Here is a 19,056-nt window from a genome sequence, read left to right on the forward strand (position 1 = left end):
CCGGGGGGCACGCGTGCCGCCACGCCTGATCCGGGTCATCAGCCGCGACAACGGCGGCGGCCTCAGCCGCGACCTGCAGGTGGTCGCCGACCTGCTGCGGGAGACCGGCCGCTACCGCGTCGAGGTGTTGGGTTTCGGCACCGTGCGCATCGCCAACCGCCTGCGCGAACTGCGCCTGTTCCTGCGCAGCCTGCTGTTCGGGCGCGCCGACCTGCAGATCTTCCTGGAACGGGTGTATCCGCGCTGCCTGGGCAGTGGCCTGCGCAATGCCTTGATCCCCAACCCGGAATGGTTCCGGCACAAGTGGCTGCGCTGCCTGCCGCGCTTCGCGCAGGTGCTGTGCAAGACCCGCCAGGCCGAGCAGCGTTTTTCCACGATGGCGCCGAGCGCCTTCATCGGCTTTTGCAGCGACGATTGCTACCGTCCTGAGGTACCGCGCGAACGCGCCTGCCTGCACGTGGCCGGGCGCAGTTCGGCCAAGGGCACCGCGCTGCTGCTGCAGACCTGGGCGCGGCACCCCGAGTGGCCGCGGCTGACCGTGGTGCAGAGTGCCAAGAAGTCCCACCCGATCGAGGCCGAGAACATCGACTACCTGACCGGTTACCTGGACCAGCAGGAACTGCGGCGGCTGCAGAACGCGCACCGCTTCCACCTGTGCCCGTCCGAGGTGGAGGGCTTCGGCCACTACATCATGGAAGCGCTGAGCGTCGGCGCGGTGGTGGTGACCACCAACGGCGCGCCGATGAACGAGCTGGTGAGCGCCGAGCGCGGCGTGCTGATCGATCCGGTCGGCGAGGGCCCGGACAATTTCGGCGTGCGCTACCGGCTCGAGGCCGCCGGCCTCGAGCGGGCAATGGCGCAGGCGCTGGCGCTGTCGCCGATGCAGTGCGATGCGCTGGGCACCGCCGCGCGCGGCTTCTTCGAGGCGCGCCGGCGCGAGTTCGGCGAGCGCCTGCGCGCGGCCGTGGCCGACTTGCTCGGGGAGACCCCGCCGCCGGCCTTGCCAGCCAGCCGCGGCGCCGATCGCGAACAGGTCAGGCCGGGTTAGGGAAGCGCCCCGGATCATCGCCGACCACCCCATCCCCACGGCCTTCCCTCCTTGATGTCCCAGCCCATCGCGCCACGCCACGCCGTTTCCGCGTCCTCCCGCCAGGCCCTGGCCGAGCGTGGCGCGGCGCTTGCGCTGCTGTGCCTGCCGGCGCTGGTGATCAGCATGCCCAGCGGGTTGTTGCCGTTCGGCCTGCTGCTGCTGGTGACCAGCCTGCTGGCACTGCCGCAACTGCGCCAGGCGGTGGCGCCGATGCAGCCGTCGGTGCGCTGGTTGTGGATCCTGGCGCTGCTGGTGATCGGGCTGTCGCTGTGCTCGGTGCTGTACTTCGGCCAGCCGCTGAAGGACATCGACAACCGCACCCGCTTCCTGGTGCTGCCGTGGGCGGCGCTGTGGACCTATGCGCTGCGGCCGCCGCAGCGCCTGCTGTGGTGGGGCGCGCTGTTCGGCATCCTCGCTGCCCTGGTGCTGGCCAGCGTGCAGGTGTTGCAGGGCCAACCGCGCGCCGAGGGCTGGACCAACGCCATCGTGCTGGCCGACGTGGTGCTGATGCTGATGGTGCTGGCGGTGTTCTGCCGGCCGCGTGGACAGTGGCCGTGGGCCGTGGCCGCGGTGGTGGCCGGCGGCATCGTCATCCTGCTCAGCGGCAGCCGCGGCGTGTGGCTGGGCGTGCTGCTGCTGCTGGTGGTCAGCGCCCTGTGCCTGCGCTGGCGCGACAGCGCGACGCGGCTGATGATCCTGGGCGCGTGCACCGCGCTGGCGGCGGTGCTGGTGCTGAGCGTGCCGGCGCTGACCAAGCAGACCCGCCTGGCCGAGCTGCATCACGACGTGCAGCGCTACGAGCGCGGCGACAGCGATTCCTCGGCCGGCGCGCGCATCGAACGCCTGCAGGTGGCGGCGGCGACCTTCGTCGAGCACCCCGTGGTCGGGGTCGGCGTGGGCCGTTTCGACAACGCCATGCTGCGGCTGCCGGACTGCCGGAAGGCGTTCGTCGAGCGCTGCCACCTGGGCCATGCGCACAACGACCTGGCCGAGTGGAGCGCGACCCAGGGCCTGCCCGGCACCGTGCTGATCCTGCTGGTGTACGGCGTGCCGCTGTGGCTGCTGCTGCGCCTGTACCGGCGCCGGCCGCAGCCGCATTTCCATGGCGCCGCGGCGGCCGGGATCATGGTGGTGGCGGCCTACGTCCTGTGCGGCATGACCCAGTCGATGTTCGCGCACCAGGTGAGTACCGGTTTCTATGTATCGCTGGTCGGCGTGCTGATCGGGCTGGCCGCGCGCGAGGCGGAGCCGGCCCAGGGCGCTGAAGGCGCCGCGCGAAGCCGGTAGACTGCCGGTCCCGCATCGCCGGGCGGCGCGGCGCCTGGCGCCGGCCGCCGGCACCGTGCCTGACTTCCGGATACCGCGCGCCATGGCCGACGCCGCCGCGACCACCCTGCCGCTGAGCCTGGTGGTGATGACCTACAACGAGGCCGCCAACATCGCGCGCTGTCTGGACAGCGTGCCGTTCGCCGCCGACAAGCTGGTGGTGGACTGCGGCAGCACCGACGACACCGTGGCCATCGCCCGCGCGCACGGCGCGCGCGTGGTCGAGCAGGCCTGGTTGGGGTTCGGCCCGCAGCGCAACTTCGCCTCCACCCAGGCCGCGCACGACTGGATCCTGGTGCTGGACGCGGACGAATTCCTGTCCGACGCGCTGCGTGCCGAGTGCCTGGCGCGGTTGCCGCAGTTGCTCGCCGAGGACCGCGTGGATGCGGTGTGGCTGCGCCGCAGCACCTGGTACATGGGCGCGCCGATGCGCTGGTACAAACCCATGGTCGGCGAGCGCCTGGCGCGGCTGTACCACCGCGGCCGCGCGCGCTGGAGCGATGCGCGGGTGCACGAATCGCTGCGCTTCGACGGCGCCAGCGCCGAGTTCGCGCCGCCGTTCAACCATCTGCACAACCCGACCCTGGTGCACAAGCAACTCAAGGTGCTGCGCTACGCCGAACTCAAGGCGCTCGGCTGGCGCGACAAGCGCAAGCCGGTGAGAATGTGGCAGAGCCCGTTCGTGTTCGCCGGCGCCTTCCTCAAGGACTATCTGCTGCGGCTGGCCTTCCTCGACGGCTGGCGCGGCTTCGTGGTGGCGCAGACCGCGGCCAGCTACGCGCTGTACAAGCGCATGCGCTACTACGAAATGCAGATCAACCCGGCCTCGGTGGAGCAGGCGCGGGCGCAACTGCAACGGCACGATCTGGAGCACTGATGAGCAAGCACTATCTGCTGTACGGATCCGAGCGCTACGCGCTGGCGATCCTGCGCCCGCTGCAGGCGGCGATCCGCGCGCGCGGCGACGAGGCGGCGTGGTTCTTCGACGGCCCCGGCGCCGAGGATCTGAGCGCCGACGAGCGCCACCTGGCGACGGTGGAAGAGGTGCTGGCGTGGAATCCGTATGCGGTGATCACCTCCAGCAACGCGGTGCCGCATTTCTTCCCGGGCGTGAAGGTCGAGACCTTCCACGGCTTCGACGCCGGCAAGCCGCGGCACATCTACGTGCGTGGTTTCTTCGACCTGTACTGCACCACCGGCCCGCGCGACACCGCGGCGTTCGGTGCGCTGGCGCGCAAGCTCGGCCACTTCGCGGTCAAGGAGACCGGCTTCCCCAAGATCGATCCGTTCATGCGCGAGATCGGCGCGGAGCTGGCGCCGGTGCGGCAGCCGCCGGTGATCCTGTACCACTCCACGTTCTCGCCGTCGTGGAGCGCGGCCGGCATCCTCTACGACGAAGTCGCGCGGCTCTCGCGCAGCGGCGAATGGCGCTGGATCGTCACCTTCCATCCGAAGATGGACCCGGCGATAGTCGCCCGCTACCGCGCGCTGGAGAGCGAGTACCTGCACTTCGCCGACAACGACAACATCCTGGAGCTGTTCCCGCAGGTGGACATGATGTGCTCGGACACCTCGTCCGCGCTCAACGAGTTCCTGCTCACCTACAAGCCAGTGGTGACGTTCAAGAATCGTCGCCCGGGGCCGCAGCTGATCGACATCGACGATCCGGCGCAGTTCGAGCCGGCGATTCGGCGCGCGCTGCAGCGGCCGCCGGAACTGATGGCGGCGATCCGCGAGTTCGCCGATGGCCTGCATCCCTACCGCGACGGCCAGTCCAGCGAGCGCGTGCTGCGCGCAATCGACGAGTTCGTCGCCGAGGGCGCGCGCAACCCGCGGCGCAAACCGTTGAACCTGTGGCGCAAGCTGAAGATCCGTCGCCGCATCGGCTACTGGGGCCGCGGCGCGCGCTGACGCGCCGCAGCGCCGCGCGCGTTCACCAGCGCAGCCGCCGCTGCGCCAGCGCGTCGCCCAGTTGCCGGTACAGCGCCCGTGCTTCCGCGTCCGGCAGCAGCCGCATGCGCAGTGGCGGTTCGCCGTGGCGGGCGCCGGCGGTGTCCAGCCATAGCGTCGCGGTGCCGCACCAGCGGTCCAGCGGCGAACGGCTCAGGTGCAGCGCCTGCAACTTGTCCAGTTCGGCCAGCCGCCACCAGCGCCGCCACCAGCCGCCACGCACCGCCACGTAGCGCGCATCCAGCGCGTAACCCATGCGCTGCGCCTGGCGCCAGGACTTGAACGCCGACCACGGCAGCCATAGCAGGCCCAGCGCGGCCCACGCGCCGAGCGTGGGCCACAGCCCCGCGCACAGCAGCGGCACCAGCAGCAGCGCCGGCAGCGACAGCCGCCACCAGCAGCGCGTGGCGATGCCGTGCCAGTGCGCCGGCGGCCAGGCGATCTGCGGCAGCAGCCGCTGCAGCAGCGCATCGCAGGCGGCCGGGGTGGCCAGTGGCGCCAGTTCCGTCAGGGCGTGGTCGTGCCCGTGGTGCGCCTGGATCACCGCCGTCTCGATATGCAGGCTGCGCCGCCGCAGCAGCCGTTGCAGCACGCTCTCGTGCAGGGTCCAGGCCTGGATCCGGCGCCGCGCCACGCTGCTGCGCAGTCGCGTCAGCAGGCCGCGTTCCACGGTCAGCCGGCGCTCGCTCTCGCTCAGCCGGAAGCCGTGGTACTGCACCAGCGCCAGTCCCATCGACAACGCGCGCATCAGCAGCAACAGCGTCGCCAGCATCAGCGCGAAGGTGACCGTGCCGGCCATCCAGCCCAGTTGCAGGTGCGTGGCGTAGCCGAACAGTTGCCGCCCGTAGTGCTCGATCGCGTTGGAGATCATGCGCTCGGGGAACAGGTGGTAGGTGGCGCCGAACGCGGTGAGCAGCACCACCATGCCGCGGTTGGAGATCAGCCCCTGGCGCAGCACCTCGGCGGTGGGCAGCGCCAGCAGCAGTTCGCTGTCCGGCGCGGCGGCGGGCGCAGCGTCGGTATCGGTGGCGGCGGTCGTGTCGGCGGCGGGCGCGCGGTGGCGGATCTGCTGTTCCAGCGCCAGTGCCTGGTCCAGCCGCAGCACCCGCATCTGCGCCTCGGGCTTGGTGCCGCCGGCCGACTCCAGGCGCACCTCGGCCACGCCGAACAGGCGGTGCAGCAGCGACTGGTGCACCACCACGTTGTGGATGCGCGCGAACGGGATCTCGCGCAGGCTGCGTTCCAGCCAGCCACTGCGGATGCTCAGGCTGTCGCGGCCGATGCGGTACTGGTAGGTGAGATAGCGCAGCAGCGACACCGCCACCAGCCCGCTGCACACCGCCAGCATCACCAAGTGATCGGCATGATCGCGGTGGCCGTCGCGGCTGCCGAACACCAGCAGCGCCAGCAACGGCAGTAGGAAATGCCTGAGGTGCTGCAGCAACACGAACAGCCACGACCACGGATGCAGGCGCCGCACCGGTGCCGTGTGTTCGGAGTCGGCGCCGCCGCTCACAGCGCGTCGTCGTCGTGGTCGAGCTGGTGCGCCAGGCGCTCGCGCAGGCGTTCGGCGTCGGCCTGGTCCAGGCCGGGCACGGCGACCGCGGTATGGCGGGTGCCGGCGGTGTGCACGACCAGGGTGGCCAGGCGCAGCGCGCGTTCCAGCGGCCCGCGGCGCAGGTCCAGGTGCTGCACGCGCGAGATCGGCACGTGCGTCTCGCTCTGCCACAGGCGCCCGCGGAACACGTCCAGGCCCTGGACAGTCAGCCGCCAGCGGATGCGCCGGTGGCGGACGAAGCCGATCCAGGCACCGCACAGGCTGCCCACTGCCGCCGCCACGGCGCCCAGGGCCAGTGCATGCAGGCTATGCAGGCTGAGGCCGACGATGGCGGCTGCGACCACCAGGCTGAGCCCGAGCATGCAGCCACCGCCGAGCGCGGCCAGCCAGGCGCCGCGCAAGGGCAGCGGTTGCCAGTCCGCCGGCGGCCACTCCGCGGGCGCCGGCATGGTGGCGCCCGCGCTGGGCGCAGGCACGGTGGGGCAGTCGTCCATGGGTGGCGGTGCAGTCACGTCGGGGTCTCGGGGCGAGCGGGCGCGGGCGCGCGGCGTGGCCTGCGATCCTAACGCGCCGCTGGCGGGCGTGCGCTGCCCGCCGTGCGGTTCCCGGCGCGATCCAGGGGTGTGGTGTGGCGCGCCGTTCCGCGCCGTGGGGTCAGCGCGCCGCGCGCAGCAGCGCGTCCACGTCCAGCGCGTGGCCGGCGCGGGCCGCCTTGGTGCGCAGGTAGCCTTCGTTCTCGGCGGTGATCGTGCCGGTGACCGGGATGCGCTCGGTCACCTCGATACCAGCCGCGCGCAGGCGCTCGGCCTTGGACGGGTTGTTGGTGAGCAGGCGCACGCGGCTGATGCCGAGCCCGCGCAGCATCGCCACGGCGCTGCCGTAGCGGCGTTCGTCGGCGCCGAAGCCCAGTTGCGCATCGGCGTCGATGGTATCCAGGCCGTCGTGCTGGTAGCCGTAGGCGCGCATCTTGGTGGCGATGCCGGTGCCACGGCCTTCCTGGTCCAGGTACAGCAGCACGCCGCCGCCCAGCGCCTTGAGCTTGGCCAGGCCATGCCGCAACTGGTCGCCGCAGTCGCACTTGAGCGAGCCGAACAGGTCGCCGGTGAGGCAGGAGGAATGCACGCGCACCGGCACCGGCGCGCCGAGGTTGGGCTGGCCGATCACGATCGCGACCTGGTCGCGCTGCGCCACGCCGCCGCGGAACACCACGAATTCGCCGGGTCCCAGGTCGCGCAGCGGCACCTGGGTGCGGGTGACCAGGGTGTAGCTGTCGGAGGCGGCGAGGGCGCAGCCGTGTTCCAGATCGTCCAGTTGCAGCGCCTGACAGCCCTGGAAGGCGCTGCTGTCGGCCCCCAGTTCCGCGGCGACCATCGCCGGCAGCAGCAGGCCCAGGCGTGCGATCTCGGCGGCCCCGGCGTCGAGCGCGTCGCCGGACAGCCAGTGCGCCGGCAGCGGGCCGTCGCGCAGGTAGGCCAGCGCCGCCAGCGCGTCGTAGGACTGTCCGGCCAGGGCGATGCGCGCGCCCTGCGGCGCGTCCAGGCCCAGCACCTGCGCGCGCGCCGGGGTCACGAACAGGTAGTGCCGCTGCCCGGTGGCCTGGGCGAAGCTGCGATAGGAGGGTTCGGTGCTGCTGTCCAGCGCCATGACCGCACGGACGTGGCCGGCACGGTCCTCGAGCAGCACCGGGCGCCCGGCGCGCAACTCCGATGCCGCGCGTTCGCTGCGGATCGCGGCAGGATCGCCGAAGGCGTGCGCGGAAGGGGCGGTGGGGCTGGTCATGCACGACTCCAGATGGGGATCGGCGGCGCCGCTTCAAGGCTGCCGCGTCCGGTCGCGGCGGCGCCGGCGCGGTGCCGGTGGGCGCTGATGGCGCCTGGGCGCCATTGTCGCGCGCTTTGCCTGACGCGCCAGCCCGCAGGCGATGGAACGCACTGTGCCCGCGTGTGCGCGCCGCCGATGCAACCGAATGCGCCGTCTGCGGCAACACGCCGGTGCGGGTGGGGTGTGCACGCGCCGCCGGTTGCTTGCTACTGTGCGCCATCGCGTCCGCTCCGGCCCCCGCATGCAGCTCGTCGATTGCACCGAACCGCGCCACGCCATGGCGATCCTGGAGATCTTCAACGACGCCATCGTCCACTCCACCGCCCTGTACGACTACCGGCCGCGTCCGCCGGAAAGCATGGCGGTCTGGTTCGCGACCAAGCGCGCCGGCAACTTCCCGGTGCTGGGCCTGGAGGACGCCGACGGCACCCTGCTCGGCTTCGCCAGCTACGGCACCTTCCGCGCCTGGCCGGCGTTCAAGTACAGCGTCGAGCACTCGGTCTACGTGCACCGCGACCATCGCGGCCGCGGCGCGGGCCGGCAACTGCTGCAGGCGCTGATCGACACCGCGCAGGCGCGCGGCGTGCATGTGCTGGTCGGCGGCATCGACGCCAGCAATACCGGCAGCATCGCCCTGCACGAGCAACTGGGCTTCGTGCATGCCGGCACCGTGCGCGAGGCCGGCTTCAAGTTCGGGCGCTGGCTGGACCTGGCGTTCTACCAGCGCATCCTCGCCGGCCCGGCGCAGCCGCACGACGATTAGCGCGATCGCGGTCCGGCCGATCCGTGGCAGGAGGTAGCCACGCGCTCGTGCGTCCTGGCTCCCGGAACGCGCCCACGGGGGGGGCTTACCCCCTAATGCGGATGGCGCTCGGTGGCGTAGGGATTGGGTTCGGCCGGGTCCGGACGCAGCGTGTAGCGCTTGTAGGTCCACTGGTACTGCGCCGGATCGCGCCGCGCCACCCGCTCCACGCCCTCGTTGAGCGCGGTGGCCGCGCGCAGCGGGTCGGCATCGGCGATGTCCGCTGGCGCGGGCTGCACGTGCAGGGCGAACTCCAGGTCGTTGCCGACCCGCTCGCACCAGGCGAACAGCACGGTCGCGCCGGTGCGCTCGGCCAGGCGGTTGACCAGGGTCATGGTCAGCGCCGGCACGCCGAAGAACGGGGCGAACACGCCGTCGCCGGCCTTGGGCTGCTGGTCGGGCAGGATGCCGACCGCGCCGCCGTCCTTGAGCGTCTTGAGCAGCTGCCGCACCGCCGGGCCCTCGGCGCGCACCTGGCGCACCCGCTCGCCGCTGCGCACCAACTGCAGGAAGGCGTCGCCGACCGCCGACTCCGGCGCGCGGTAGACGATGGCGATGTCGCCGCGCGAGGCCAGCCACTGGTTGAGCAGCTCCCAGTTGCCGAAATGCGGCGCGGCCACGATCACCCCGCGGCCAGCGGCCAGTGCCGCGTCGTACAGCTCCTGGCCATGGCGCAGGCGCAGGCGCGCCAGATTCTGTTCCGGCGGCCGGGTCCACAGCAGCAGGGTCTCGACCGCCTGCCGCGCGGTCGAGCGCAGCACGTCGCGCTGCAGGGCGACGCGCTCGCTGGGCAGCAGGTCCGGGTAGGCCAGTTCCAGATTGCGCCGGACCACCCGGCTCTCGCGTGCGTCCAGGCGCAGCCACAGCCCGGCCAGGCCATCGGCCAGGCGGCGCAGCCACGGCCACGGCAGGCGCGCCACGGCGGCGGCGCAGCGATACAGCAGGGAAGCGAGCGTCGCAGGTTTCATCAACCCAGTTTATCCGCTCGGCGCGTCGGACCCGACCGAACGGCATCGAGGATGGCGCCGGCTGCGGCTTCGTCGCTTTCTCAATCCCGTCGGTTCGGCGATGATGCCGCAAGATCGCAACCGTTCGTCGGGCGCGACCAATGCGAAGTCCCCAATCCCCAATCCCGGCCCCACCACCATGCTCTCGCTGATCCAGCGCGTCACCCAGGCCTCGGTCAGCGTCGATGGCGAGGTCGTGGGCCAGATCGGGCCCGGCCTGCTGGCGCTGGTGGCGGTGGAGCCGGGCGACGACGAGGCCAAGCTGCGGCGCATGGCCGAGCGCCTGCTCGGCTACCGGGTGTTTTCAGATGCGAGTGGGCGCATGAACCAGTCGTTGCGCGACACCGGTGGCGGCCTGCTGCTGGTCAGTCAGTTCACCCTGGCCGCCGATACGCGCTCGGGGATGCGGCCCAGTTTCACCACGGCGGCGCCGCCGGCCGAGGCTGAACGCGGCTTCAACCGATTGCTGGAGCTGTGCCGCGCGCAACACCCGCCAGGGGTGGAAAGCGGCCGCTTCGGTGCCCATATGATCGTCAGCCTGGTCAACGACGGCCCGGTCACTTTCCTGCTCCGGCCGTAGACGCCGGCGCGTTCCTGGCGGAGTCATTCAGGCTCCTCGTCCGGCAAGCGGCGGTCCGGGCTGTTATAATGCTAGGTTCACTCATTCACCTACCTGCCGGTGGCGCGAGCACTCATGGCCAACGAACGTCCTGCCCAGCAATCCGACATCAAGCAACTGATCAGCAAGGGCCTGGAACAGGGCTATCTGACCTACGCGGAAGTCAACGACCACCTTCCCGACGATCTGGTCGATCCCGAACAGATCGAAGACATCATCGGCATGATCAACGGCATGGGCATCGATGTCCATGAAGTTGCGCCCGATGCCGAAACCCTGTTGCTCAACGACGGCAACACCGGCAACCGCGAAGTCGACGACACCGCGGCCGAAGAAGCCGCCGCGGCGCTGACCGCGCTCGACACCGAGGGTGGCCGTACCACCGATCCGGTGCGCATGTACATGCGCGAGATGGGCACAGTAGAACTGCTGACCCGTGAAGGCGAGATCGCCATCGCCAAGCGCATCGAGGAAGGCCTCGGCCAGGTGCAGGCCGCGCTGGGTGCGTTCCCGCTGGCGGTGGAGACCCTGCTCGAGGACTACGAACAGCACAAGGAAGGCAAGAAGCGGCTGGCCGAGATCGTGGTCGGTTTCAACGACCTGGTCGAGGAAGAGCCGGCGCCGCCGGTCGCGGTGTCCGACGACGACAGCGCCGCCGATGCCGATTCCGACGATGACGACGACGACGACGTCGATACCGCCGAAGAGGATGCCGGCCCGACCGGCCCGGACCCGGCCGAAGTCGCGCGGCGTATGGAAGTGCTGGCCACCGAATACGCCAAGTTCAAGAAGGCACACGCCAAGAACGGTGCCGAGCACAAGGTCGTCACCAAGCTGCGCAACGACATCGCCGAGGTGTTCGTCACCCTGAAGCTGCCGCTGCCGCTGACCGACGTGCTGGTACGCAAGCTGCGCGACACCATGGCCCAGGTCAAGGATCACGAGCGCCGCGTGCTGCATCTGGCCACCCACGTGGCACGCATGCCGCGCAAGGACTTCATCCGTTCCTGGGAAGGCAACCAGACCAACGTGGCCTGGGTCGACGATGCGCTCAAGCGCAAGCAAAAGTGGTCGTCGGCGCTGCGCGACGTCAAGGACCAGATCATCGCCGAGCAGGAAGCCACTGTCGCGGTGGAGCAGGCCACCTACCTGAGCCTGGCCGAGCTGAAGGAAATCAGCCGCGCCATGGCCTATGGCGAAGCCAAGGCGCGCAAGGCCAAGAAGGAAATGGTCGAGGCCAACCTGCGCCTGGTGATCTCCATCGCCAAGAAGTACACCAACCGCGGCCTGCAGTTCCTCGACCTGATCCAGGAGGGCAACATCGGCCTGATGAAGGCGGTGGACAAGTTCGAGTACCGCCGCGGCTACAAGTTCTCGACCTATGCCACCTGGTGGATCCGCCAGGCGATCACCCGCTCGATCGCCGACCAGGCGCGCACCATCCGCATCCCGGTGCACATGATCGAGACGATCAACAAGTTGAACCGCATTTCCCGGCAGATGCTCCAGCAGTACGGCCGTGAGGCCACGCCGGAGGAGCTGGCCAAGGAAATGGACATGCCCGAGGACAAGATCCGCAAGGTGATGAAGATCGCCAAGGAGCCGATCTCGATGGAAACCCCGATCGGCGACGACGAGGATTCGCATCTGGGCGACTTCATCGAGGACACCAACGTGGAGTCCCCGATCGAGAACACCACCAACATCAACCTGTCCGAGACCGTGCGCGACGTACTGGCCGGGTTGACCCCGCGGGAAGCCAAGGTGCTGCGCATGCGCTTCGGCATCGACATGAACACCGACCACACCCTCGAGGAAGTCGGCAAGCAGTTCGACGTGACCCGCGAGCGCATCCGCCAGATAGAGGCCAAGGCGCTGCGCAAGCTGCGTCACCCGAGCCGCTCCGAGCAGCTGCGCAGCTTCCTCGACATCGACTGATCGAGCGCGGTTCGCGACAACGAAAAAGCCCCGCCATGTGCGGGGCTTTTTTGTGGGCGCAGATGCCGGATCGAACGGTGCGCTGCATCCCTTGTAGGAGCGGCTTCCGCCGCGACCGGGCTTTACCGGGAACGCCGAGTCGCGGCTGAAGCCGCTCCTACAACGGCATCCGCTTACGCGAACGCCTTGCTACCGCGCATCACCGCCAGCACGTCGTGGCAAGCGCCCATGGTGTGGTAATCGGTCTTGCCGGCCGGGCTCTTCTCGTCGCTGTAGCTGCGGTTGTCGCGGCTGAGGATGCGGAACCAGGCGCCGTAGCGGTGGTCGACCAGGTGCTCCCAGGAATACGCCCACAGCTTGTCGTAGGCGTCGCGATACGTGGCGTCGCCCGTGGCGGCCAGCAGTCGCGACGCGGCGGCGATGGCTTCGGCCTGCACCCAGAAGTACTTGTCGTCGTCGCAGAAGTAGGTCGGCGCTGCGGCCACGTCGGGTGCGCCGACCACCGGCGCTTCCTCGGTACCGGAGGCGAAGCCGTAGACGATGCCGCCATGCTGCGCGTCCCAGCCGTGCGCCAGCGCGGTATCGAACAGGTGGCGCGCGGTCGGCAGCAGCCACGCCGGCGCGGTGCCGGTGGCCGCCTGCAGGTGCCCGTGCAGCAGCACCAGCAGCTTGGACCACTCGACCTGGTGGCCGGGCTGGAAGCCCCACGGCCGGAACAGATGCTTGGGGTTGTCGCGGTTGTAGTCCCAGTCCACCTGCCAGTTCGCGTCGTAATGCTCCCACACCAGGCCGCCGGCCAGCGCCGCCTGGCGGCGGGTGATGTGGTCGCCCAGCAGCAGCGCGCGCTGCAGGTAGCGCGGCTCGGCGCTGGCCTCGTAGGCGGCGATCAGCGCTTCGCACAGGTGCATGTTGGCGTTCTGGCCGCGGTAGCTGGAGAACGTCCACTCCGGGGTGGCCTCGTCGCGGTACAGGCCGGCGGCGGCATCCCAGTAGCGGGTTTCCAGCAGTTGCCAGGTCTCGTCCATCCACGCATCGGTGTCCAGGCCGGCCTTCTTCGCGGTGGCGTAGGCCAGCAGCACGAAGGCGGCGCCGTAGGCGTGCTGGGTGCGGTCCTCGGCCGCGCCGTCGCGCAGGGTCCACACGTAGCCGCCGCTGGCGGTATCGCGGTGCACCTCGCGCAGGTAGCGCAGGCCGTGGCGCGCGGCGTCCAGGTACTCGGCGGCCAGCGCCGAATCGGCGAACTCGATCGCCGCCATCGCGTAGTTGAAGACGAAGCGGGTGCTGCTGACCAGGTGGCGATGGCCGGCGTCGTACACGCTGCCGTCGTCGCGGAAGTAGTGGAAGAAGCCGCCCGCCGGGTCGATCGCGCGCGGATGGTAGAAGGCCATGGTGTCGGCGATGTGCGCGCGCAGGACGGCGGCGTCGGCGAAGTCGGGCAGGGGCGTGGCGGGCAGGTTCATGCGGTCGGCTGGCGAACTGTGTGAGGGAGGAGAAGACGGCGGCGCGCGGCGGCGGCGTGGGCCGCCGCCGTGCCGGGAACGGATCGGCGGATCAATGCATCACGCGCGCGGTCGGCGCGGTGGTGGGCGCGGCCGCCGCCAGCTCGGGCGACAGGCGCGAGCCGCGCAGGCCGTACCAGACGATGTAGGCGTAGCACAGCAGCGGGATCACGAAGGCGTGCTGGATGCCGATGGCGTCGGCCAGCGCGCCCTGCGCCAATGGCACGATGGCGCCGCCGACGATGCCCATGATCAACAGGCTGGAGGCCTTGCTGGTGAGCACGCCCAGACGCTCGATGGCGACGGTGAAGATGGTCGGGAACATGATCGAGTTGAACAGGCCGATGGCGATCACGCTCCACATCGCCACATGGCCGGTGCTGAGCATGGTGGCGATCAGCAGCAGCGAGGCGATGCCGGCGAAGGTCGCCAGCAGCTTGCGCGCCGGGACGAACTGCAGCAGCGCCGCGCCGGCGAAGCGGCCGACCATCGCGCCGCCCCAGTAGAACGGCAGGTAGCCGCTGGCGTCGGCCTCGGTCAGGCCGCCGGTGGTGGGGCCGGAGATGTAGTTGATCAGGAAGCTGCCGATCGACACTTCCGCGCCCACGTACATGAAGATCGCCACCACGCCCCACAGCAGGTGCGGGTGGCGCAGCGCGTCGGCGAAGCTGTGATGCGACTCGGCACTGGAATCGCTGTCCTCGCGCAGCGACGGCACCCGCATCACCAGCACGAACACCGCCAGCAACAGCAGGCCGCCGGCCAGCATCAGGTAGGGGATTTCCACCGAGCGCGCCTGCTCGATGCGGTAGGCGGACAACTGCGCGGAATTCATCGCCGCCAGCTGGTCGGCGCCGAGCACCGCGCCGGCCAGGATCAGCGGGCCGATCAGCCACGGGAACACGGTGGTGCCCAGCGAGTTCAGCGCCTGCGCGAAGTTGAGCCGGCTCGGCGCCTTCTCCGGTGCGCCGATCAGGCTGATGTACGGGTTGGCCGCGACCTGCAGCAAGGTGATGCCGCTGGCCAGCACGAATAGCGCGGTCAGGAACAGCGGATAGGAGGGCAGGCGCGCGGCCGGGTAGAACATCGCCGCGCCGATCGCCGCCACCACCAGGCCGATGACGATGCTGGCCTTGTAGCCGACCCGCGACACCACCGCACCGGCCGGCACCGACATCAGGAAGTACGCGCCGAAGAAGGTGAACTGGATCAGCATCGACTGCGCGTAGTTCATCTGGAACACGGCTTTCAGATGCGGGATCAACACGTCGTTGAGGCTGGTCAGGCCGCCCCAGGTGAAGAAGATCATGCTGACCACCGCGATGGCGGCGGTGTTAGACAGCGGGCGACGGCTCATGCAGCGACTCCGGGAACGGGCGAGAGGGCGACCCGGCTGCTGGCGCGCAAGCACAGCCGGGCGGGGGCGATGGTAAGCGCAGGCAACGCCTGCCGGTGGCGCAGCGCGTCCAGCACCAGGCGCGCGGCCTGCATGCCGCGCTCGCGCGGGGCGACGGCGACGGTGGACAGCGGCGGGGTGGCGACGGCGGCTTCGGGAATGTCGTCGAAGCCGATCAGCGCGTAGTCGCGGCCGGCCACGCGGCCGCGTTCGGCCAGGCCGCTGGCCAGGCCCAGCGCGACCACGTCGTTGTAGCAGACCAGCGCGGTCGGCAGCGGGTCGCGCGCGCACAGCGCGCCGGCCTGGCGCGCCGCTTCCAGCCGGGTCGGCGCGCATTCGATCAGCCATGCCGGGTCGACCGCGATGCCGGCGGCCGCCAGCGCCTCGCGGTAGCCGGCGCGGCGCTCGGCGCAGGAACTGGACTGGCGGTGGCCGCCGAAGAAGGCGATGGCGCGGTGCCCCTGCGCCAGCAGGTGTTCGGTGGCCAGGCGCGCGCCGCGGCGGTTGTCCAGCGCCAGCAGCGGCCAGTCGCCATCCAGCGCGCGGTTGAACAGCAGTACCGGCAGGCGCGGCCCCAGCAACTGGCGCAGCCGCGCCGCGTCGGTGTTCTCGGTGGGCGAGAGGATCATCGCCGCAGGGTGGTGCTCGATCAGCGAGCCCAGTACGGTCTGCTGGCGCTCCGGCGACTCGCCGGTGCTGCCCATCAGCATCACGTAGCCGGCCTCGGCCAGCGCCGCGTCCACGCCGCCGGCGAACTCGGCGAAGAACGGATTGGCCAGGTCGTTGACCACCAGCGCCACCGCATTGGACGCGCGGCCGCGCAGGCTGGCTGCGCCGCGGTGGTAGACGTAGCCCTGGCGGGCGATCTCCGCCGCCACCCGGGCGCGCGTGTCCGCGTGCACCAGCGGGCTGTTGCGTAGCACCAGCGACACGGTCGCCCGCGACACGCCGCAGGCGGCGGCGATGTCGGACACGGTGACGCGTTTGTCGGCGGGAGACGGCGCCACGGCGCATTAGACCGGTTCAAAAGGTCGCTCATCCTGCGCCGTCGTGATTCGATCCGCATTTTGCAGTGCAGCAAGGCATCCCAGCGGGTTTGTGCTATCGGTTTGGATCGATTCGATCTGGGGAGCCTGCCATGCGTAGCTCGAGGATGCTGGGCGGCGCCGCCGCACTGCTGCTGGCCGCGCTGTGGCCGACCGCGCCCGCCGTCGCGGCACCTGAGGCCAAGGTGGGCGAGCGCGCGGTGGCAGCGGTGGATCCCTTCATCGGCACCGGCGGCGAGGGCCACACCTATCCCGGCGCCACGGTGCCGTTCGGCATGGTCCAGCTGAGCCCGGACACGCGCATCCAGCCGCGCAAGGACGCCTACGGCTGGGCGGCAGGCTACCGCTACGACGACCGCAGCCTGGTCGGCTTCTCGCATACGCATTTCTCCGGCACCGGCCACTCCGACCTGGGCGACGTGCTGCTGATGCCGATCAGCGGCACGGTTCGGCTGGAGCGCGGCGACCCGGACAAACCCGGCAGCGGCTACAGCGCGCGCTTCCGCCACGACGACGAGCGCGCCGAGCCGGGCTACTACGCGGTGACCCTGGACGACTACAAGGTCCGCGCCGAACTCACCGCCAGCCCCCGCGTCGGCGTGCATCGCTACACCTATCCGGCCGGCCAGCCGGCGCACGTGCTGCTGGACCTGCGCACGAGCCTGTACGACTACCCGGGCAAGATCAGCTGGTCGCGGCTGCGCCTGCGCGCCGACGGTACGGTCACCGGTTTTCGCGAGACCCGCGGCTGGGCGCCGGGGCGGCAGCTGTACTTCGCCCTGCGCTTCTCGCAGCCGCTGCGCGGCCACGCCTTCCACAACACCGAGCAGGACATTCCCTACAAGGGCTTCCCGCCGCCGGGCGACAACGACCCCACCCAGCGCGCGCAGATCGAAGGCCGGCAGCTGGTGGGGTCGTTCGACTTCGGCAACGCATTGCGCGGGCCGCTGCTGGTCAAGGTGGCGATCTCGCCGGTCAGCGAGGACAGCGCCATCGCCAACCTCGACGCCGAAGTGCCGGGCTGGGATTTCGACGGCGTGCGTCGCGCCGCGCGTGCGCAATGGGCGCAGGCGCTGGGCGCGGTGGACGTCGACGCGCCGCCCACCCAGCGCACCCAGTTCTACACCGCGCTGTACCACAGCCTGCTCGGCCCGACCCTGTTCATGGACAGCGACGGCCGCTACCGCGGGCCGGACAACGCCGTGCACCAGGCGCAGGGCTACACCCACTATTCGACGTTCTCGCTGTGGGACACCTATCGTGCGCTGCACCCGCTGCTGACCATCGTGCAGCCGCCGCAGCGCACCAACGACATCGTCAACTCGCTGCTCGCGCACCAGCGCGAAAGCCCTTACGGCGTGCTGCCGGTGTGGGCGTTCCACGGCCTGGAGACCTGGTGCATGATCGGCTACCACGCGGTGCCGGTGATCGCCGACGCGTACATGAAGGGCATCCGCGGCTACGACACCGATGCCGCGCTCAAGGCCATGGTGGCCAGCGCCGACTACGGGCCCTACGACGGCATCGCCCAGTACCGCGAACTGGGCTACGTACCGATCGACGAGGAAGGCGAGGCCGCCTCCAAGACCCTGGAGTACGCCTTCGACGACTGGACCATCGCGCAGATGGCGCAGGACATGGGCCGCACCGAGGTCGCCGCCACCTTCGCCAAGCGCGCCGGCAACTGGCGCAACGCCTTCGATCCGGGCACCGGCTTCATGCGCGCGCGCAAGCGCGACGGCAGCTTCCGCACCCCGTTCGATCCGGATGCCAGCGGCTACGGCACCGACTACACCGAAGGCAACGCCTGGCAGTACTCCTGGTACGTGCCGCAGGACGTGGCCGGCCTGGCGCGTGCGCATGGCGGCGACGACAAGTTGCTGGCGCGGCTGGACCAGGTGTTCGACGCCAAGGTCGATCCCAAGGTGTTCGCACACATGGAGGACATCACCGGCTTGATCGGCTGGTACGCGCACGGCAACGAGCCCAGCCACCACGTCGCCTATCTGTATGCCTACGCCGGGCAGCCGTGGCGTACCCAGGCGCGCCTGCAGCAGATCATGCGCAGCCAGTACGCGGCGCGTCCGGACGGCCTGGCCGGCAACGACGACATGGGGCAGATGTCGGCCTGGTACGTGTTCACCGCGCTGGGCTTCTACCCGGTGGCGCCGGCCAGCAACCAGTACATCCTCGGCCGCCCGTTCCTGCCGCGCGCCACGCTGGCGCTGCCCAACGGCAAGCGCTTCACGGTGATCGCCGACGGCCTGGACGATGCGCATCCCTACGTCGGCGGCGTCACCCTCAACGGGCGCCCGCTGAATCGCGCGTTCCTGCGCCACGAGGAACTCATGGCCGGCGGCGAACTGCGCTTCACCCTGCAGGCCACGCCCAACACGGCCTGGGCCGCGGCTGGCGCCGAGCGCGCCTATTCGATGAGCGAATGAAGGGCACTCCACCTATTCCGGGAGATGTCCTGTAGGAGCGGCTTCAGCCGCGACGAGGTGTTCCCGGTCAAGCTCGGTCGCGGCTGAAGCCGCTCCTACAGGGCCAGCGGCATCCGGCTTGAGTGTGGTGGAAGCAGGTTCAAAGGTGCTTCGAAGCCGCGCCGGCGCGCATCTGCGTTTGGATGATGGCCCAGCCCTCTGCGTCCGTTGCTGCAGATTCGGTGCGCGACTCACGCGGGAGCGTCAGCATCGCGTGAATTTCTTGCTGCATCTAGCGGGGTGCGTGGCGGCGCGGAGCGTGCGCCGCCACACCCCGGCACAGCGCGTCGCATCACATGCACGCGCATTTAATGTCATCCACACATTCCATTTGCGGCGTTCGTGGTCTTGTGACGCAGCTGCATCGCATCGCGCGGACCGGGTGCGCCGGCACCGTTGCGATCTCTGGAGCGCGACAGCGTGCAGGCCCATCCCGTTCCGGCGCCGTTGCCATGCGACGGCGCGATCCGCGTTGCCGGCAACGGTGCGCAGAGGCGACGTGTCCTTTCTCATTCGTCGAA

Annotated in this window: 15 protein-coding genes; 8 read left to right on the forward strand and 7 right to left on the reverse strand. The window is 70.3% G+C overall.

What is annotated here, in order from left to right; translation table 11 throughout:
• The first annotated feature begins 13 nt into the window (after positions 1-13).
• The 4 genes from QN245_RS03310 (at position 14) to QN245_RS03325 (ending at position 4,327) form a co-directional block, all read left to right on the forward strand.
• The gene (locus tag QN245_RS03310) at positions 14-1,048 is read left to right on the forward strand and encodes a glycosyltransferase (protein WP_317844554.1); all 1,035 of its coding nucleotides are present in this window, start codon (positions 14-16) and stop codon (positions 1,046-1,048) included.
• Between the two features lie 54 nt (positions 1,049-1,102).
• Positions 1,103-2,377 carry an O-antigen ligase family protein gene (locus tag QN245_RS03315; RefSeq protein WP_317844555.1) on the forward strand — a complete coding sequence of 425 codons (1,275 nt, stop codon included), beginning with the start codon at positions 1,103-1,105 and terminating at the stop codon, positions 2,375-2,377.
• A gap of 82 nt (positions 2,378-2,459) precedes the next feature.
• The gene (locus QN245_RS03320; protein ID WP_160965962.1) at positions 2,460-3,293 is read left to right on the forward strand and encodes a glycosyltransferase family 2 protein; all 834 of its coding nucleotides are present in this window, start codon (positions 2,460-2,462) and stop codon (positions 3,291-3,293) included.
• Positions 3,293-4,327: a CDP-glycerol glycerophosphotransferase family protein gene (locus QN245_RS03325; protein ID WP_317844556.1), complete on the forward strand. Its 1,035-nt coding sequence runs from the start codon at positions 3,293-3,295 to the stop codon at positions 4,325-4,327. The genes QN245_RS03320 and QN245_RS03325 overlap by 1 nt, the downstream gene beginning before the upstream one ends.
• Positions 4,328-4,349: 22 nt before the next feature.
• On the opposite strand, the gene QN245_RS03330 is transcribed toward QN245_RS03325, so the two are convergent.
• The 3 genes from QN245_RS03330 to ribA form a co-directional block, all read right to left on the reverse strand.
• Positions 4,350-5,882: a PH domain-containing protein gene (locus QN245_RS03330; RefSeq protein WP_317844557.1), complete on the reverse strand. Its 1,533-nt coding sequence runs from the start codon at positions 5,880-5,882 to the stop codon at positions 4,350-4,352.
• A complete protein-coding gene (locus QN245_RS03335; protein WP_317844558.1) occupies positions 5,879-6,418 on the reverse strand; it encodes a PH domain-containing protein in 540 nt (179 codons plus the stop codon). The genes QN245_RS03330 and QN245_RS03335 overlap by 4 nt, the downstream gene beginning before the upstream one ends.
• Positions 6,419-6,578: 160 nt before the next feature.
• Positions 6,579-7,703 carry a GTP cyclohydrolase II RibA gene (ribA, locus tag QN245_RS03340; protein ID WP_317844559.1) on the reverse strand — a complete coding sequence of 375 codons (1,125 nt, stop codon included), beginning with the start codon at positions 7,701-7,703 and terminating at the stop codon, positions 6,579-6,581.
• Positions 7,704-7,986: 283 nt separating this feature from the next.
• Here ribA and QN245_RS03345 point away from each other — a divergent pair, with 283 nt between their 5' ends.
• Positions 7,987-8,508: a GNAT family N-acetyltransferase gene (locus QN245_RS03345; protein WP_317844560.1), complete on the forward strand. Its 522-nt coding sequence runs from the start codon at positions 7,987-7,989 to the stop codon at positions 8,506-8,508.
• Positions 8,509-8,600: 92 nt separating this feature from the next.
• Here QN245_RS03345 and QN245_RS03350 read toward each other — a convergent pair whose 3' ends face one another.
• Positions 8,601-9,515 carry a lauroyl acyltransferase gene (locus tag QN245_RS03350; RefSeq protein ID WP_317844561.1) on the reverse strand — a complete coding sequence of 305 codons (915 nt, stop codon included), beginning with the start codon at positions 9,513-9,515 and terminating at the stop codon, positions 8,601-8,603.
• 178 nt (positions 9,516-9,693) lie between these two features.
• Here QN245_RS03350 and dtd point away from each other — a divergent pair, with 178 nt between their 5' ends.
• Positions 9,694-10,134: a D-aminoacyl-tRNA deacylase gene (gene dtd / locus QN245_RS03355; protein WP_160966102.1), complete on the forward strand. Its 441-nt coding sequence runs from the start codon at positions 9,694-9,696 to the stop codon at positions 10,132-10,134.
• 114 nt (positions 10,135-10,248) lie between these two features.
• The gene (gene rpoD, locus QN245_RS03360; protein ID WP_317844562.1) at positions 10,249-12,111 is read left to right on the forward strand and encodes an RNA polymerase sigma factor RpoD; all 1,863 of its coding nucleotides are present in this window, start codon (positions 10,249-10,251) and stop codon (positions 12,109-12,111) included.
• A 173-nt stretch (positions 12,112-12,284) separates the two neighbouring features.
• Here the strand turns inward: rpoD and QN245_RS03365 are convergent, their stop codons facing one another.
• The 3 genes from QN245_RS03365 to QN245_RS03375 all read right to left on the reverse strand — a co-directional run bounded on the left by QN245_RS03365 (position 12,285) and on the right by QN245_RS03375 (position 16,013).
• Positions 12,285-13,571: an AGE family epimerase/isomerase gene (locus QN245_RS03365; protein ID WP_317844563.1), complete on the reverse strand. Its 1,287-nt coding sequence runs from the start codon at positions 13,569-13,571 to the stop codon at positions 12,285-12,287.
• A gap of 91 nt (positions 13,572-13,662) precedes the next feature.
• Entirely contained in the window at positions 13,663-14,967 is a 1,305-nt protein-coding gene (locus tag QN245_RS03370) for a sugar MFS transporter (RefSeq protein WP_317844564.1), read from the reverse strand.
• On the reverse strand, positions 14,964-16,013 hold the full coding sequence (locus tag QN245_RS03375; protein WP_184646105.1) for a LacI family DNA-binding transcriptional regulator: 1,050 nt from the start codon (positions 16,011-16,013) through the stop codon (positions 14,964-14,966). The genes QN245_RS03370 and QN245_RS03375 overlap by 4 nt, the downstream gene beginning before the upstream one ends.
• A gap of 131 nt (positions 16,014-16,144) precedes the next feature.
• On the opposite strand from QN245_RS03375, the gene QN245_RS03380 reads away from it, so the two are divergent.
• On the forward strand, positions 16,145-18,496 hold the full coding sequence (locus QN245_RS03380; RefSeq protein WP_317844565.1) for a GH92 family glycosyl hydrolase: 2,352 nt from the start codon (positions 16,145-16,147) through the stop codon (positions 18,494-18,496).
• Positions 18,497-19,056: the final 560 nt, after the last annotated feature.

It is taken from the genome of Xanthomonas rydalmerensis (assembly GCF_033170385.1).
Taxonomy (GTDB): Bacteria; Pseudomonadota; Gammaproteobacteria; order Xanthomonadales; family Xanthomonadaceae; genus Xanthomonas_A; species Xanthomonas_A rydalmerensis.